Source organism: Bradyrhizobium sp. Ash2021 (genome assembly GCF_031202265.1).
GTDB lineage: Bacteria > Pseudomonadota > Alphaproteobacteria > Rhizobiales > Xanthobacteraceae > Bradyrhizobium.
On record NZ_CP100604.1, the window covers coordinates 5,023,988 to 5,040,907 of the forward strand.

The 16,920-nt window shown below is 59.6% G+C and carries 15 protein-coding genes; 7 read left to right on the forward strand and 8 right to left on the reverse strand.

Going from position 1 to position 16,920, the window contains the following annotated elements:
- Nucleotides 1–337: 337 nt before the first annotated feature.
- The 6 genes from NL528_RS24075 to pqqA form a co-directional block, all read right to left on the reverse strand.
- Nucleotides 338–1,012: a 3'-5' exonuclease gene (locus NL528_RS24075; RefSeq protein WP_309176937.1), complete on the reverse strand. Its 675-nt coding sequence runs from the start codon at nucleotides 1,010–1,012 to the stop codon at nucleotides 338–340.
- Between the two features lies 1 nt (nucleotide 1,013).
- A complete protein-coding gene (locus NL528_RS24080) occupies nucleotides 1,014–2,816 on the reverse strand; it encodes a putative nucleotidyltransferase substrate binding domain-containing protein (RefSeq protein ID WP_309176938.1) in 1,803 nt (600 codons plus the stop codon).
- Nucleotides 2,817–2,976: 160 nt separating this feature from the next.
- The gene (locus tag NL528_RS24085) at nucleotides 2,977–4,671 is read right to left on the reverse strand and encodes a cation acetate symporter (protein ID WP_309176939.1); all 1,695 of its coding nucleotides are present in this window, start codon (nucleotides 4,669–4,671) and stop codon (nucleotides 2,977–2,979) included.
- A 2-nt stretch (nucleotides 4,672–4,673) separates the two neighbouring features.
- Complete coding sequence (locus tag NL528_RS24090; protein ID WP_309176940.1) at nucleotides 4,674–4,976, reverse strand: DUF485 domain-containing protein; 303 nt, start codon at nucleotides 4,974–4,976, stop codon at nucleotides 4,674–4,676.
- Nucleotides 4,977–5,253: 277 nt separating this feature from the next.
- Nucleotides 5,254–5,631 carry a cytochrome c family protein gene (locus NL528_RS24095; protein WP_309176941.1) on the reverse strand — a complete coding sequence of 126 codons (378 nt, stop codon included), beginning with the start codon at nucleotides 5,629–5,631 and terminating at the stop codon, nucleotides 5,254–5,256.
- 120 nt (nucleotides 5,632–5,751) lie between these two features.
- Nucleotides 5,752–5,835, reverse strand: a complete 84-nt coding sequence (pqqA, locus tag NL528_RS24100; RefSeq protein WP_309185022.1) for a pyrroloquinoline quinone precursor peptide PqqA — start codon at nucleotides 5,833–5,835, stop codon at nucleotides 5,752–5,754.
- A 504-nt stretch (nucleotides 5,836–6,339) separates the two neighbouring features.
- On the opposite strand from pqqA, the gene NL528_RS24105 reads away from it, so the two are divergent.
- The 4 genes from NL528_RS24105 (at nucleotide 6,340) to NL528_RS24120 (ending at nucleotide 10,960) form a co-directional block, all read left to right on the forward strand.
- Nucleotides 6,340–8,001, forward strand: coding sequence for a PQQ-dependent dehydrogenase, methanol/ethanol family (locus NL528_RS24105; protein ID WP_309185023.1), 1,662 nt, complete (start codon nucleotides 6,340–6,342; stop codon nucleotides 7,999–8,001).
- A gap of 9 nt (nucleotides 8,002–8,010) precedes the next feature.
- Nucleotides 8,011–9,219 carry a c-type cytochrome gene (locus tag NL528_RS24110; RefSeq protein ID WP_309176942.1) on the forward strand — a complete coding sequence of 403 codons (1,209 nt, stop codon included), beginning with the start codon at nucleotides 8,011–8,013 and terminating at the stop codon, nucleotides 9,217–9,219.
- Between the two features lie 66 nt (nucleotides 9,220–9,285).
- On the forward strand, nucleotides 9,286–9,966 hold the full coding sequence (locus NL528_RS24115) for a response regulator transcription factor (protein ID WP_309176943.1): 681 nt from the start codon (nucleotides 9,286–9,288) through the stop codon (nucleotides 9,964–9,966).
- Nucleotides 9,967–10,114: 148 nt separating this feature from the next.
- The gene (locus NL528_RS24120) at nucleotides 10,115–10,960 is read left to right on the forward strand and encodes a response regulator transcription factor (protein ID WP_309176944.1); all 846 of its coding nucleotides are present in this window, start codon (nucleotides 10,115–10,117) and stop codon (nucleotides 10,958–10,960) included.
- On the opposite strand, the gene NL528_RS24125 is transcribed toward NL528_RS24120, so the two are convergent.
- Together NL528_RS24125 and NL528_RS24130 are read right to left on the reverse strand one after the other, a co-directional pair.
- Nucleotides 10,949–12,292 (reverse strand): ATP-binding protein, encoded by a 1,344-nt coding sequence (locus NL528_RS24125; RefSeq protein ID WP_375144071.1) that lies wholly within the window; start codon nucleotides 12,290–12,292, stop codon nucleotides 10,949–10,951. The two genes, NL528_RS24120 and NL528_RS24125, sit on opposite strands and share 12 nt — an antisense overlap.
- A 5-nt stretch (nucleotides 12,293–12,297) precedes the next feature.
- The gene (locus NL528_RS24130) at nucleotides 12,298–13,467 is read right to left on the reverse strand and encodes an FIST N-terminal domain-containing protein (protein WP_309176946.1); all 1,170 of its coding nucleotides are present in this window, start codon (nucleotides 13,465–13,467) and stop codon (nucleotides 12,298–12,300) included.
- 382 nt (nucleotides 13,468–13,849) lie between these two features.
- Here NL528_RS24130 and NL528_RS24135 point away from each other — a divergent pair, with 382 nt between their 5' ends.
- The 3 genes from NL528_RS24135 to NL528_RS24145 all read left to right on the forward strand — a co-directional run bounded on the left by NL528_RS24135 (nucleotide 13,850) and on the right by NL528_RS24145 (nucleotide 16,900).
- On the forward strand, nucleotides 13,850–14,818 hold the full coding sequence (locus NL528_RS24135) for a GAF domain-containing protein (RefSeq protein WP_309176947.1): 969 nt from the start codon (nucleotides 13,850–13,852) through the stop codon (nucleotides 14,816–14,818).
- Nucleotides 14,819–14,956: 138 nt separating this feature from the next.
- The gene (gene adh / locus NL528_RS24140) at nucleotides 14,957–16,474 is read left to right on the forward strand and encodes an aldehyde dehydrogenase (protein WP_309176948.1); all 1,518 of its coding nucleotides are present in this window, start codon (nucleotides 14,957–14,959) and stop codon (nucleotides 16,472–16,474) included.
- Between the two features lie 66 nt (nucleotides 16,475–16,540).
- Nucleotides 16,541–16,900: a DUF779 domain-containing protein gene (locus NL528_RS24145; protein WP_309176949.1), complete on the forward strand. Its 360-nt coding sequence runs from the start codon at nucleotides 16,541–16,543 to the stop codon at nucleotides 16,898–16,900.
- Nucleotides 16,901–16,920 lie beyond the last annotated feature (20 nt).

Genomic DNA, 16,920 nt, shown 5'->3' on the forward strand with positions numbered 1-16,920 from the left:
GAGAGTCAAATTCTCTCAAATAGTTAAGAGGCGGCGTGTGCACGATGTGTGCGCCGGGAGATCAAAGAAAATCTAGTGTCAGCCAACGCGAGCAGCCGAATTGAAGGCACTTCGGTTTTCAGCAATGAGCCGATGTTTTGGGAACTTGTGACCGGGTACGACAAGCCGCCAGTCGCAGAGATCGATCTTATGCCGAGCGCGAAAAGATCAACTCACGGAATGAGCGGTGATAGAATGTCCGCAGCTGGGCGCAAAGAAAATTTGCCGGCGCGTCGAAGTCAGCTGACGCGCAATAGTTCCCCGACCGGATGGCTGCAGGAGCACTGGCGATAGAGCTTCATGCGCCTGTCGGATTGAAAACGGCAACATTTGAGCGGGCGCGAGCGATGCGCACACCCCGTTCCTTCAGGTCGCGCAAGGCGACATACATCATTGCCGTCATCAGCGCATCGTTGAAAGCGTCGTGCTGGGCGAGGGGCGGGATGCCGAGATCCTTGAGCATCGAAGCGAATGAGAGATCGACGATCGTATTCGCCGGTGCGTCACCATACTTGCGCTCGTAATACAGCTTGGAAACCTCGATCCGCGGGTTGGGCAGCTCGATCTCGATGTAGGGAAGGACGTATTTGTCGAGCATAGCGATATCGAAATCGACGTAGTATCCGACCAGCGGACGCCCGCCGATGAAATGAAGCAAGCCTGGCAGCACTTTCCGGATAAATGGGCTCTGTGCAACATCTGCCTGCCGCAGGCGATGCACCTTGATCCCCTCGGCCCGCATGCCGGCATCGGGGCGAACAGTCGCCTCGAAACGCTCGCTGGTCAGTATCCGGTTTCCCCGGATCCTGATCGCGGCAATGGTAACAATGTCATCGGTGCGCACGTTGAGGCCCGTCGTCTCGCAATCAATCGCGACGACCTCGTCTGCGGGGCCCGGCTTGAACATGAACCGGTACGATTGATCGCCGATCGAGGCTTGATGAAAAAGGCGCTTGATCGCGCGGGGGATCATGTCAAAACATGCCAAGATTGAAGTGATGGCGAATGATGCCGCGGAATTGTTTGACCACCTGAAAGGCGTCACGCAATAGATCGCGTTCTATGCTTGAAAGCAATGACGGTCGCACGAGCGTTCCCGAGGTGCCCGCCGATGCAGCCAGCTGTCCATCAAGCCTCAGCGTCAGCAGGAAGCGAAAGGTCTGGCTCAACTCGCGGGCGAAGTCGGCTTGCAGGACACCGATTTCGCACAGCCGCGCGACGCGCTTGTCGGTCGCCGTTTCCAGCAGGCCATGCTCGATCGCGAGACTGCGGACGCCGTGAACGATCGGAAAGAGGCCACCCTTCTTGAGGTCGAGCGAATCGCCCTTGCCCTCGGACGTGACCAGGTTGTTGAACAGCCCGATCGGTGTCGCGAAGGCGTCCGCAGCACGCGCGAAATGAGCCAGGTAAGCCTGCTCGCCGCGGATCAGATCGATCAATGCGGCCTTGGCCGTTGTCAGCAACTGCGTGTCGCCGGCGACAGCGCGTGCATCGTAGAAGATGGCCACGTTCATATGGGCTGTTTCGTCAGGCAATGCCACCCAGCGGCGGAAATCCGCGAGATAGTCCGAAAGCGGCTTTGACCAAACCGGATTGCGCACCATGACGTTGCCGGGGCAGGGCGGAAAGCCGAAATCTGCCAGCGCGCCAGAGAAATCGGTCCTGAACGCAGCGAGCGCCGCCGTGTCGGCAGGGCCTGCGAGGATAAGTCCGTTGTCCTGATCGGTGCGCACGGTCTGTTCACCGCGGCCTTCGCTGCCCATGACGACCAGGCAGCTACCGGTCCGGATTTCGTCGGGTGCGATCATATCGAAAAGCCGGGAGAACAGGCGCCCATTGAGGTCGGAGACGACTTCTCCGATCACCTCGACCTTGACGCCTTGGCGGCGCAGGGTGCGCACTTGCGCCGCGGTTTCTCGCGCGGCGATCACCAGGTCATCCTTGCTCGAGGCGCGATCGATACGGCCGGCGACGACCTGGGCGCTGCCGGCGAGGAAGCCGAGCAGGTCGATATCTTCCAGGATGCCGACATAATGCTCGCCGTCATGCACCGCCACGCGTCGCTTGTTTCTTTTCGTCATCAGCAGTAAGGCGGACGACACGAAATCATCCGGCCGCAGTGTCACGACGTCAAAATGCGCGAGTTCCCGCACGGGTGTTTCAATCGCCTGGCGCCGCAGCACCACGGCCTTGGACAGGTTCATGCCGGTGATGATGCCGATGCGCTCGCCGTCGCGAACGAACAGCGCGTTGCTGCCGATCTCGCGCATCAAATGGCCGGCGGCTTCGATGGTGTCGCTCGCGTCGATGAACGCAGGGGGGTGCAGGAACAGCTCGGCGACCCGAGCGCGCATCAGCGAGCCGTAGCGCCGCTCCTCTTCGTCGCGGGCGAGTTCATCCAGTTTGTGAGATATCTCGCGGTAGAAGAACGAGGCAAACCGGTGATTGCTCTGGATCATGCCGAGCGTCACGTTCTTGGGAGCGACGTAGCACAGCGTCTCTTCACGGGCCACGAATGCGTGACCACTCTTGCCGTGGACGAGGGCGCGGCTGTCGAAGGTGTCCTTGGGACCGAGCAACGCCAGCAGATCGCTGCCGTCGCGCTCCTCGATCGTGCCCTTGATGACGACGAACAGGGCGTTGGCTGGCGCATTCTGAGCGATGATGGTTTCGCCTGGGCGGAAGTAGTCGATATCCAGCGCGGCACGCAGTGTCTCAACCTCTTGCGACGTCAGGCGGTCGAAGGGTGGATTGGTGGCATCGAAGGAGTTGGGCATCTGTATTCCCCGACCGGGCGCTGGCGAGCTTAGGATTACACAGCGCCAGCCAAATGATTCAACCGGGCGGATACTCGGCCTGCCAAGTTAGGTTGGCCTTCGCGTACCTGAACCGAAGTTCGCCGGGAACCCGGGCATGGACGGTTCTCGATGCCCGGCTTCAGTGCGTGGTGGCGCCTGATGCGCCGATGCCGGTCTGGCAGCGCACAAATTGTGCATCGAAGCCTTCGCGGTCGGCCTTGGCCCGCGCGCTGCGATCCAGAATTGAAAACAGCCAGATGCCGGCGAACGCGATCGCGATCGAGAACAGTGCCGGGTTGTCGAGCGCGATCGGTGCCGACCCCTTGGGGTTGCCGAGCGTCGCTTCCCATACGGCTGGCGACAGGACGACGCCGACGACGGCGCTGATCAGTCCGAGGAAGCCGCCGATCAATGCGCCCCGCGTGGTCAGCCCCTTCCAGAAGATCGAAGTCACCAGTACCGGGAAGTTGCATGACGCTGCAATGGCAAATGCAAGTCCGACCATGAAGGCGACGTTCTGGTTCTCGAATATGATGCCCAGAATGATCGCGAGCACGCCCAGGAACAGGGTCGCGATCTTCGAGACGCGGATTTCGTCTTGCTCGTTGGCCTTTCCGTCCTTGATCACCATAGCGTAGAGGTCATGGCTGATCGATGAGGCGCCGGCAAGCGCCAAGCCCGATACCACCGCGAGGATGGTGGCGAAGGCCACGGCAGAGATGAAGCCGAGGAACACGTTGCCTCCGACCGCCTTGGCGAGATGGATCGCTGCCATGTTGGAGCCGCCCTTGATCGCCGCGATTCCGCTTTTCGTCTTCTCCAGAATGCTCGCGTCAAGGAACGCTGCATCGGTCGAGACCAGCACAATGGCGCCGAACCCGATGATGAAGGTTAGGATGTAGAAGTAGCCAATGAAGCCGGTCGCATAGAACACCGACTTGCGGGCGGCTTGAGCGTCCTTCACTGTGAAGAAACGCATCAGGATATGCGGCAGTCCGGCCGTGCCGAACATTAGCGCCAATCCGAGCGAGATCGCCGACAGAGGGTTGGAGATCAAGCTGCCCGGCTCCATGATTGCGAGCTTCTTGGGGTGCACCTGCGTTGCCGTGGCAAACAGGGCTTCCGGGCTGAAGCCGAATTTGTACAACACCGCGCCGGCCATAAACGTGGCGCCCATCAACAGCAATACTGCCTTGATGATCTGCACCCAGGTCGTTGCCTTCATGCCGCCGAAGGTCACGTAAACCATCATCAAGCCGCCGACCAGGACGACCGCGATCCAATAGTCGAGACCGAACAGCAGCTGAATGAGCTTCCCGGCGCCGACCATCTGCGCGATCAGGTAGAAGGCGACGGTGACCAGTGAGCCGCAAGCAGCGAGAATGCGGATCTCGGTTTGCCCGAGCCGGAACGAGGTGACGTCGGCAAAGGTGAACTTGCCGAGATTGCGTAGCTGCTCGGCGATCAGGAAGGTGACAATCGGCCAGCCGACCAGCCATCCCACCGAGTAGATCAGGCCATCATAGCCGGAAGTGTAAACCAGGCCCGAGATGCCCAGGAAAGAGGCTGCCGACATGTAGTCCCCGGCGATCGCGAGGCCGTTCTGGAAACCGGTGATGCCGCCGCCGGCGGAATAGAAATCCGCGGCCGAAGCGGTCTGTTTCGCCGCCCAATATGTAATGCCGAGGGTGAGGCTGACAAAGGCGATGAACATGCCAATGGCGACCCAGTTGATCGCCTGCTTTGTGCCACCGTCGATGGTGCCGGCAGCAAGTGCGAGTGTGGGCAGGCTGGCAAGGATCGCTGTCGCGAGGACGCAGGGTAAATTTTTCACGGCTACGACCTCTCGACAATTCGACGGATCAGGGTGTCATATTTGGAATTGGCCTTACTCACATAGATGCCGGTGAGCACGAACGCCGAGACAATAACGAACAGGCCGATCGGAATGCCGATGGTCGTTACACCTGTCCCCAGCGGGATGCCGAGGAATTTGGGCGCATACGCGACCAGCAGAATGAAGCCGAAATAGATGACGAGCATAATCAGCGACAGCGTCCATCCGAAGGACGAACGTCGCCGCACCAACTCCTTGTAGTCGGGATCCCGCTGGATCGCTTCGTGGCTTTCCGCATCCATCCTGTTCCTCCCGGGAAATCGCAGACAAGCTCACCGACAAAGTAGTCGCGCAAGTTAACCGGCGCGGCACGCGAAAGGCGGGCTGCGGACTCGTGGCCATAACGCTTCAAGTAAAACGGAAATGCAGGCTGCTTTCCGCCAGCTTAAAACATCCTATGACGATGCTTCGAGGGGGCTGTTGATGTAGATCAAATCGACGGATGACCGCAGGCGGCGCATGAAGTCTATGGAGGCGCGAGACCGCCTGCTGCGGTCGTCAACAGCGAGTTCACGTGGCTTATTTCAAGGTTGTCAAATAGGCGATGACGTCGGCGCGATCCCTGAAGTCCGGCAATCCCTTGAAGAACATTTTCGCGCCGTGAACGTCCCCGCGCGGATCCGCAAGATAGGCATCCAGGTTGGACGCGGACCACGTGCTCTTGTTTGCTTTCATGGCTTCCGAATAAGTGTAATCCGGCACACTGGCCGGGACGCGCCCCACGACGTTCCAAAGGCTCGGTCCGACCTTGTTTACTCCGATTTCCACGGAGTGGCAGTTTTGGCAGGTGTGCTGAAAGATGGCCCTTCCGGAGACCGGATCACCGTTGGACTCCGCGGCAAACGCGGTGACGGAGCATGTCATCAGCGATACAAATAGAACTACGCGACCGATCATGAGAGTATCCCTTTCGTCAATTTCGTTGGCTGGCTCGACGCAATCTGAACCAGCGATCGGTCTCTCGATCCGCCGCCACCGTCCAGATGGGTTGTTCTGGAGGGTGGCGGCGAAAACGAGTCATGCTTTGCGTGACGCGCACGCGTACATGTTGATTTCCATCCCTACGGCGACTTCAACGATTTTCGGAGCGTTCCAGGTCATGTTTCCTCATTTCAAGTTGGGGACGTTGACAGGTGTGTTTTCCCACCACTGCATGTTTCGCGTGGTGGGTGCATTTAAGCACGCGCGTCCGGTTAGGGAACTGCGATCAAGGTAGTAGGCCGGAGCGGCGCCTCTGGCGTGCGGCGGAGCCGATCGGTCCACGGTCAAATCGATCTCCAAGCAGCACGCATCTCCAGGTAGATTCATCGTTTGTCGGGCGAACGACCGGTGGTCGAACAGAACTCATGCGGCGGCGCACAAAGTTCGATTGGCGCAGCGGAGTCATGAGAGCAAGTCGCTATTCGCATGAACTACTACCTTCCGCCTATACGTGCGCGACGGCGTTGCTGGCACTTTCTTCGCGATGGGCGAAACAACGCCGCATCGATATTTCCGCGTAACCAGCCCTGAATTTGCGAACGCGGTAACAAGAATTTCCGGAGGACACAGATGGGACTCAGAAGCAGGAGTATCTTTGCTGGCGTTTCGATCGCTGCCTTTGCGATGGTTGCCGCAAGCAGCGTCCAAGCCAACGATTCGGTTGTGAAGGCTGTATCGGACCCCAACGGCTGGGCGGTCGCTGGGCACGATTACGGCAACACGCGCTTTAGCCCGCTCAAGCAAATCACTGCGGAGAACGTTGGCAAGCTTCAATTGGCTTACTCGTTGTCGCTGGCCTCGCTTCGTTCCAACGAATCGTCTCCGGTCGTGATCGGGGACACGTTGTACGTCACGACGTCGTGGGGACCGAAATATGTTTACGCCATAAATGCCGTGACCGGCGCGCAGAAATGGACCTATCAGCCGGATATACCGGATGACGTGCTGCAGTATGCCTGCTGCGACGTCAACAACCGGGGCGTCGCCTATGCCGACGGCAAGATCTTCATCGGCCGGCTCGATGGCAAGCTCACGGCGCTCGATGCCGCCAGCGGCAAGGAGCTTTGGACGTCGGCTGTCGTCAACTACAAGCAGGGTTCTGTTATCACCTCTCCGCCGCTCGTCGTTCGCGACAAGATCATCACCGGCTTCGGCGGTGGCGAATATGGTGTCCGGGGCGCGCTTCTGGCGTTCGATCTGAACAATGGCAAACTGCTCTGGCAGACCTACACCGTTCCGGGGCCAGGTGAGCCCGGCAGCGACACGTGGAAGGGCGATACCGGCCTTCACGGCGGCGGAGCGGCGTGGTTGGTCGGCTCCTATGATGCGAAGACTGACACGGTGTACTGGGGAACCAGTAATCCGGGGCCCTGGAATACCGGCGTCCGCTCGACCGGGGACGGCAATTTCGGCAAGCTGACCAACCTCTATACTGCATCGACCCTCGCGATCGACCCGAACACCGGCAAGATCAAGTGGCACATCCAGGGCACGCCGGCCGATGCCTGGGACTACGACGGCGTCAACGAATTGCTGCTGACCGACCTGAAGATCGGCGGAGCCAACACGCCAGTCTTGATGAAGGCTGATCGTAACGGCTTCTTCTTCGTCGCCAACCGGGAAACCGGCAAGATGATCTCGGCCGAAAAATACGTCTACGCGAACTGGGCGAAGAAATTCGACATCGGCACCATGCGTGCCGAGGAAGATCCCGACAAGCGTCCGGGGCCGGGCCATCCTGCCAAGGATATCTGCCCGAACCTGATCGGTGGCAAAAACTGGCAGCCGATGTCGTTCAATCCGCAGACAGGCCTCGTCTACATTCCGGCCAACAATGTTTGCATGGATTGGTCGGTGAGCGATGTCAGCTACAAGCGCGGGGTGTTCTATCTCGGCGCTGAATTCCCGACCAAGGAAGGGCCCGGCGGTTTCCTCGGAGAATTGGTCGCCTGGGATCCGGTCGCCAACAAGAAGGTCTGGGGCATCAAGGAAGACCTGCCATTCAATGGCGGAACGCTGAGCACCGGCGGCAATCTGGTGTTCTCCGGCAATCTACACGGTGATTTCCGCGCCATTGATGCGAAGACCGGCAAGGTGCTGTGGAGCAAGAACCTTGGAAGCGGAATCGGTGCGGGCCCTGTGACCTACTCGGTGGGCGGCAAGCAGTATGTCGCCATCGTCGTCGGACGCACGGCCGCCCTTCCAGCCTTCCTTGGTGAGATCGGCAAGAAGATGGTGGCAGCTGCGCCCGAAGGCGGCGCCCTGTTTGTGTTTGCTCTGCAATAAGACAAATGGGTGGAGGAAGCAGTGATCCGCACAGTTCCAAACGTAGCTCGTCTTTCAAGACACGGCTCCCGGTTGGAGAAGGTTGCGCGAGCGCTGCTGCTGTCCACAATTATGGCGACGCCGGCTGTTCGAGCCGGCGCCGATGAAATGAGGCCGTTGCGTCTCTGCGCGGATCCGACGAACCTGCCGTTCTCGAGCGATGACCCGGCACGGCCCGGCCTCTATCTTGAGATCGGCCAGTTGGTCGCACGGAAACTGGAGCGGCCGGTGACCTACAGCTGGTACAAGTCCTACTTCGGCAAGCGAACTGTTCGTGAAACGCTGTTGAGCAAACAGTGCGACGCCATGGTTGGTTTGCCGCAGGTGGACGATTTCATGGGGCCTGCCGTCATCTTCTCGAAGCCGATCGCGAGGGAAGGTTACGCGCTGGTGAGCGTGAAGGGCCGGAACATCGCGGGCATCGACGATTTGAAGGGGTTGCGCGTCGCCGTACAGTATCAGACCACACCGCAAAACCTGCTCGCGCTGCGCGACGAGATCGAGAAGATCACCGTATTGAGTCCTGACGAAGGAATGAAGATGCTCGACCAGGGAAAGGCCGACGTCGCCTTTATCTGGGCTCCTGTGGCCGGTTGGCTCAACAGCACCGCCTACGGAGAAAAATACCGGATCAGAACCACAGCGGGCGAGGGGCTGATGTGGTCCACCGCGATCGGCTTTGCGAAAGCGTCGACGGTGCTTCGGGATGATGTTAACGTGGTTCTACCGTCCCTGCAGGAGGACATTGCCAGGCTGTTCGTGAAATATGGCGTGCCGAGCGACGCGCCGGTCAAATTCGGTGAGCTCGGCCATCCGACCGCCATCGCCGATGCGGTTTCGAAGGAACCTGTGACCGTTGGCCAATCGACCGGCGACAGCAAACCCGCCGAAGTGAAGGTTGCCGCTTCCGGGGATATTTCGGCTGGCCACGAGCTGTTCAACGGGACGTGCGCGCACTGCCACGGGCCTGACGCCGTGCAGGCCGAGAAGCGTATCAATCTGCGCCTGCTGAAGAAGCGATATGGCGAAGACATGGAAGCGACGTACTGGAAGACGGTTCATGACGGAAGGCCGTCCAAGGGGATGCCTGCCTGGAAAGAAGTGTTCGGCGACGATGAGCTTCGAAATGTCCTTGTATATCTGCAGACGGTGCAGGAAGCGGCCGACGGTTCGAACTAGGACTGCCGGGCAGGATGCCGCGGGCATCATAAATTGGATGCAGCCAATGCTTCGTTTGAGGCTCTCATGATGGGATTCCTCATTATCGATGATCATCCGTTGTTTGGCGAAGCACTCGGAAATGCAATCCGGATATCGCATCCGGATGCCCGAATCTTCGAGGCCGCGTCGATCCGGCAGGCGCTGAATATCCTGGCGACGGAACGCAACATCGATCTCGCGCTTCTGGATCTTCTGCTGCCGGATGCCGTAGGATTTTCCGGCTTTCTCAGATTGCGCGACAGCCATCCGAAGCTGCCGATCCTCATTGTCTCGAGCGTCGATGACAAGCAGACGATCCGCGAAGCGCTCGCGCTTGGGGCGGTCGGCTATCTCTCCAAATCGACCTCCGTCAGCGAACTGTCGGACGCAATCGCCCGGATTTTGAGTGGATCGGTTTCCGCACCGAAAGGGTACGTGGGAGCGGGCACACCGGTGCAAACCGAAGCCGCCCTGCGCGAGAAAATCAAGAAGCTGACGCCCCAACAGGTTCGCGTGCTGGACCTGATCAGGAATGGCCTGCAGAACCGCGAGATTGCCGCGGAACTCAAGCTGGCGGAGTCGACCGTAAGGGCTCACGTGACCGAGATTCTGCGCAAGCTCGGGCTCTTCAGCCGCAATAAGGCGATTATCGAAATCGGCAAGATCGCGTTGCCATTGCCGGCTCCCTGCCAAAGTGCAAGGGGTGAACGGGAACGGCCCTCCTGATCGGGATGGTTAGTAAGCCGCTTCCCCGCGCCGGGCGGTCGTCAGCGGCGTTTCATCACCCCGGGCGCCGGCGGATATCCCGGTAACGTCAGGTTATGCCGGTGAACCGGTCGTCGACCTATAGGCTTCGTTCCATCCTTGAGATAATGTGCTGATCGTCACGAACGAACTCCGCAGTCCCGAGAGGGCAGCTGAATGGCGCGATCGGCCGCCAACAGACCGGCGCCCAGGCGAGGCAAATGCAGTGAGGTTGCTTGTCGTCGAGGACCACCCGCTGTTTCGAGACGCCTTGGTCGGCGTCGTTGCGGCCGCCTTTGCCAACGCTGAAGTGTTTCAGGCAATTTCGATCGACGGTGCACTGGATATTCTTGCATCGAAGGGCTCCGTCGATGTTATTTTGCTCGATTTGTCGATGCCCGGCACCACTGGGCTTCTGGGAGCGTTCCGTGTACGCGTAGCTGCCCCGAAAAGCGCGCTTGTCATTGTTTCGGCATTCGAAAGCGCGCGGATCGTTGGATGCGCGATGGCGCTCGGTGTTTCCGGCTATATTCCGAAATCGACCCCGAAGGCCGAACTGGTCCAATCGATCCGCTCAATTCTGGAGGGGGAGGTCTATGTCCCGAAGCGGCTTCACGGGAGTGCGGCAGCCAGACGCGCTGGTGCGGAAATTCAGGACCTGCTGCGTCAGCTTTCCCGCCTCACATCCCAGCAGCTTCGCGTTCTCGACATGATTTGTCGAGGTCTTCAGAACAAGCATATCGCTTACGAACTCGATATCTCCGTCACGACGGTCAAGGTTCATGTCACCGAGATTCTGCGCAAACTCGGCGTCCGAAGCCGCACCACCGCAATCATCAAGGTTTCCAGACTCGATCTGATCCGATCAGAACATAACACGCCGGCGGCCGTCGGCGATTTGGGAAGTGCGACGCAATTGAACCGAACCGTTCGTATAGTCGGCTCGAATCTGCCCGCAGGAAGATCACGTCAATAGAAAGGAGAGCAGGGACCGCATTTCGGCTGGCTTGATCGGCTTTTTCAATAGTTCATGTCCGAAGGATGCGGCATCCGAGGCCGCCTTTGCGGAATAATCGGCCGTCACGATAATCGCGGGAACCTCGGTCTTGATTGCGCTGCGTATCTCCTCGACGGCTTTGATACCGGTTTCGCCGTTGTCGAGGTGAAGGTCCGCGATGATCACATCGGGACGCTCGTCAAGCGCCCTGATGCTGTCGAGTCCTTCTGCTGCCGACGCCGCTATGGCCACGTCACACCCCCACTTCTCCAGCAGGCTGGCCAGCCCCTCGGCGCTGGACAGATCGTTTTCAATCAAAAGGATCCTCGCATCCTCCATGCCTCCATAGGCGGACTCGGAAAGCGCAGGTTCTCCGGTCAAAGCGGCCTCCTCGAGTGCGGAGGTGCGAGGCACCGTGACACCAAACATCGAGCCTCGCCCCAAGCGCGACTTCAGATGTATCTCATGATTGAGCGCGGTAGCGAACCGCCGAACGATCGAAAGGCCGAGGCCGATGCCCGCATCGGCGCCAATACTGGCTTCCCCGCGCTGAAATTCCATGAAAATGGCTTCGCGCTGGGCTTCCGGAATGCCAGGACCAGTGTCGTGCACCTGTATACTGAGATTAGCACCCTTGAGTCTGCAACCCATGAGCACGCTGCCACGCTGCGTGTATCGCAGGGCGTTAGCCAGAAGATTCTGCAGGATTCGCCTCAACATCATCGGATCTGACAAGACGGTCTCGGCACAGGGTTCGATCCTCAGAACAAGGTGACGCTTCGCCGCCACAGGGGTGAACTCGTGCCGCAGTGGCTCGAATAGCGTCGAAATCGAAACCGGGCGAAATTCTGGCTTCAGAACGCCAGCATCGAGTTTGGAGATATCCAGAAGCGTCCGGAGCAGATCTTCCAACGTCGCGAGCGAACGGTCAATCTGCTCGGTCAGCAGAAGCCCCTTTGGTGAAGCGATCATTTCGTCAAGCGCGGACAGCGTCAGCCGCGCGGCATTCAGCGGCTGCAAAAGATCGTGGGTAACGGAGATCAGGACCGACGACTTCAGCGAACTGGCTGCTTCCGCCTGCTGCTTGGCCTGAGAAAGAGAACCGTTGGTCTTTTCCAGCGATTGCAGGGCCTGCTTGAGCTGCTGGGTTCTGTTGCGGACCTGCTGGTCGAGAGAGATCGCCGTTTCGAACAGCGAAAATGCATTGAGTTGCTGGTCCGTGGAGCGTTCCACGCGCGACATCAAGGCTGCGTTGATTTTCCGAAGCTTGGAAATCTCGCGTTCGAGCGACGCGGTCTGGTCCGGCTCAATGTCGATCACGGCGCGGCCCTTCGCCTTCCGATCGCAACACCGGTCAGCGTCTGATTGACGTGCATGGACCGATATTGCTCGCCATAGGTCTGAAATCCGATAACGTTGTTGCGACGATACAGCTCGGACATCTCCCGCGACAATTGGTGTTGTTCGACGGCGAGCCGGCGCAGGACGCATTCGAATCCGATGAAGATGGAGACGCCGCCCAAATCGTCGATCAGCCGCTCGAAAATGTCGTTCGTCGCGTCGATCGGGTTTCGAACCTGTGCGATGGTGAGGACCATTCCTTCGTCGATAGCGCAGAAGAATCGAAGCGAGCCATCCGGATCCATGCGCTGGATCGAACGGGCATAGTAGGAACCGCCAACCCGCACCAGGACCGGATGCGCGGCAAAGGACAGCGAATCAAGCTTGGTATCTCGAATCCCAACGGCACGGGAATATTCGATCGCGGCCGGCTCGGCATTGATTTCCTTGACGATGCGGCGCTCGATATCCGCTTCTGTGACCACCATCTTGATCGATGTCGGTTCGAAGTGGTCGCATTTGAAAAGCCGGAACGGCAAGCGTGTCTTGATCAGTATCAGGATGGCCGCATCGGAATGCGCTTTTCCGCCGTAGAAGATCCATGACTTGTCAAACCGCAAACCGTCGCCGGCCGACCCGCCCACGACCGGGATGTCTTCCAGCGAAGTGTAGATCGCGGACATGACCGCTTCTTCGCGCTGACACATGCCGTCGATGAACAGGAACCCGAAAGCCTCCTCACCGCAGTCCCGTTCTTCGGTGAGACGGGTGAAGTCTTGATGCAACTCGCTGCAGACTGACCGCCCATGATCAACTCGAAAGGTCGATAAATCGGGAAAGGGCCGGGCTGCGATAATGAAGTCCTCAGCACTGAAGCCCATCGCAACCACGCTGTCCTCTTCCCAGCCTCCGGGTGCCAGCTCACCCGCGGTGGTGCAGCCGAAAATCGGCGTGTCGGGAATTCGGCATGTTAGTTCTTCGATGAATGTTGCGGGGTGGTAAAATGGAGAAACGAACACGATGATCATCGCAAGATCCAGAAACGCGAGCTGCCGGGAAATTTCCTCGGCTGCTTCGCGTGGACCTACGCTCTTGGCTTGCGCGACGACAATGCTGTCGCCGACGCTGCTTTGCGTGGCTCCCAAAGGCTATTCCCCCTCGCATAGGATTTTGTTTGTTTTTTGATGGTAGTGGCGTTGACACGTCCCGATATTGATATAACGCAAAATCCCGTTTCCGAGGAAGGATAAAAAGGAAACCGCAGCAAAGAAGGTAGTCGAGCGATCCTCGATCAAACCGAGGTGTGGGTAGCCGGGAAAGGGCAGAAGGTAACGCGACCGTCGTCACCGACGACGATCCACTTTTCCCTAAACAAGAAAGCGACGGACAAAGCAGGTGCCAATTCTCGATCTCGTACCCGGCCGAATTGAGGGTGAAGTGGACCGGGATCGTATGTCGGCTTGAAAGTTGTTGGATCGAGCGGTCGACGAGGCCGACAGCAGTGAATCCGGATTTTGGGAGGAGCGAATGGCGGCAGCCGGGACTACCCACCACGCGGATCGGATCCAATCTGCGATCTCATCTAATGGTGCAGCGAAATCGGCGCTGATTGCGTCCTGGCAGAGGTCAGCATGCCTTCACAAGCTTGATCCGGCTCGAAGCAACCTTCCCGAGAGACTGACGGATTCAGAGTTCGGGAGGGCCCGGCAAAAGATGGAGCCGCTGATCCACGTCGCGCAGCCGAGCCTCGACAGACTCTATCATTCGGTCGGGGGAGCGGGTTGCTGTGTTTTGCTCGCCGACAGGAACGGCGTCCCGGTCGTGCGGCGCGGCGCGCCCGGCGACGATGCGACATTTTTTGACTGGGGATTATGGCCGGGCGCAATCTGGAGCGAAGGCAGCGAGGGCACGAACGGCATTGGTACGTGTCTCGTCGAACAACGAGCGCTGACAATCCACCGCGACCAGCATTTCTATGCGCGCAATGCGCTATTGAGCTGCACGACTGCTCCAATTTATGATCATCAGGGGCGTCTCGTTGCAGCGCTCGATGTTTCGTCCTGCAGATCCGAGTTGATTGAAAAGTTCGTCAACCTCATCGCGACAGCGGTGAGTGACGCCGCAGCGCGCATCGAGGCGGAATGCTTTCGTCTGGCGTATTCGCAGGCGCGCATCCTGGTCGTCCCCGTCGCCGACAAGGGCGCACGAGCCCTGATCGCGGTCGATGCGGACGATCTTGTTGTAGGGGCTACCCGCGCTGCGCGCTTGGCGCTTGGAATTTCTCAGGCCTGCCTGCAGAAATCGCGGCCTGCAGCGGAAGTGATGAATATGTCAAGGACGGTGACCGAAAACCTTGCCGCGGCGGAGCGGGGGGTGCTGCAACGGGCACTCGCGCGAGCCGAGGGCAATGTCACGGCGGCGGCTGAAGCGCTCGGCATGAGCCGGGCCACATTCTACCGAAAGCTGCGGCGACTGGAACTTCACCGCACCCACTGAAAATCACCCTATCGAGTGTCTCAGTTTTGCGACACTCCGGCCGGCGATTGGTTTTCCGGGGCTGGTAAGACGGTCCGGTTTCGACAAGCTTCTTTCTCAAAGCGTCGCATCAAGCGCCGCAATCTGAGGAGGACAGCCATGAACAAGGTAGAGTTTTCACGGACCGCGAAAGTTCCCTTCCAGAAGCGCTACGGCAACTTCATCGGCGGCAAATGGGCCGAGCCGCGCTCCGGCAGGTACTTCGAGAATCGTTCGCCGGTGAACGGCCAGCTGCTTTGCGAGATCGCGCGCTCGAACGAGCAGGATGTCGAAGCGGCCCTCGACGCCGCGCACGCCGCGAAGGAGGGCTGGGGTCGTACCAGCGTTGCCGAGCGCTCAGTCATTCTCAACAAGATCGCCGACCGTATGGAGGAGAATCTCGATCTTCTGGCGTTGGCCGAGACCTGGGACAACGGCAAGCCGATCCGCGAAACCACCGCGGCCGACCTGCCGCTCGCGATCGATCACTTCCGCTACTTTGCCGGCGCCATTCGCGGCCAGGAAGGCAGTCTTTCCGAGATCGACCACGATACGGTGGCCTATCATTTCCATGAACCGCTTGGCGTCGTCGGCCAGATCATTCCGTGGAACTTTCCGCTGCTGATGGCCTGTTGGAAACTGGCTCCCGCGCTTGCCGCGGGAAACTGCGTGGTGTTGAAGCCGGCCGAGCAGACCCCGGCTTCCATCATGGTCTGGATCGATCTGATCGGCGATCTGCTGCCGCCGGGCACGCTCAACATCGTCAACGGTTTCGGGCTGGAGGCCGGCAAGCCGCTCGCGTCCTCGCCGCGCATCGCCAAGATCGCCTTCACCGGCGAGACCACGACGGGCCGGTTGATCATGCAATACGCCAGCCAGAACCTCATTCCGGTGACGCTCGAACTTGGCGGCAAGTCGCCCAACATCTTCTTCAAGGATGTCGTCGTCGAGGATGACGACTTCTTCGACAAGGCGATCGAGGGTTTTGTGATGTTCGCCCTCAACCAGGGCGAGGTCTGCACCTGCCCGAGCCGGGCGCTGATCCATGAAGCGATCTACGACCGGTTCATGGAGCGCGCGCTCAAGCGCGTCGAGGCGATCGTTCAGGGAGACCCGCTCGATCCCGCCACCATGATCGGCGCGCAGGCCTCGAGCGAGCAACTCGAGAAAATCCTTTCCTACATCGACATCGGCCGGCAGGAGGGCGCACAGGTCCTGACCGGCGGCTCGCGCAACCTGCTGCCGGGCGATCTTGCCGGCGGCTACTATGTCAAGCCGACCGTGTTCAAGGGCCACAACAGGATGCGCATCTTCCAGGAGGAGATCTTCGGGCCGGTGGTTTCGGTGACGACCTTCAAGGATGACGAGGAGGCCTTGTCGATCGCCAACGACACGCTCTATGGCCTCGGCGCGGGCATCTGGAGCCGCGATGCCAACCGGCTCTACCGTTTCGGCCGCGCGATCCAGGCGGGCCGCGTCTGGACCAACTGCTATCACGCCTATCCCGCGCATGCGGCGTTCGGCGGCTACAAGCAATCCGGCATCGGCCGCGAGACCCACAAGATGATGCTCGACCACTACCAGCAGACCAAGAACATGCTGGTCAGCTACAGCCCGAAAAAGCTCGGCTTCTTCTGAGTTCTCCCTGGACTACCGGCGCGGTCGCTTGCGTCCGCGCCGGTCCTTTCTCGCGGGGAGGCACTGTTGGAAGGAAAAGTCTCGGCAACACCTGCAGCGCTCAGGCTGATCGAACAAATCGTCGCCGAGCATGGCCCGATCCTGTTTCATCAGTCGGGCGGCTGTTGCGACGGATCGTCGCCGATGTGTTACCCCGCGGGCGAATTCATCATCGGGGACACCGACGTCCTGCTCGGTCATATCGGGGGAGCGCCGGTCTATATCAGCGCCTCCCAGTTCGAGGTCTGGAAGCATACCGACCTGATCATCGACGTCGTTCCCGGTCGGGGTGGGATGTTCTCCCTCGATAACGGCCGCGAGCTAAGATTCCTGACGCGTTCGCGGATTTGTGCATCAGGTCTGGACGCCCCGAGGTCATCGTCGTGACGACGGGCGATCGTCTGCCC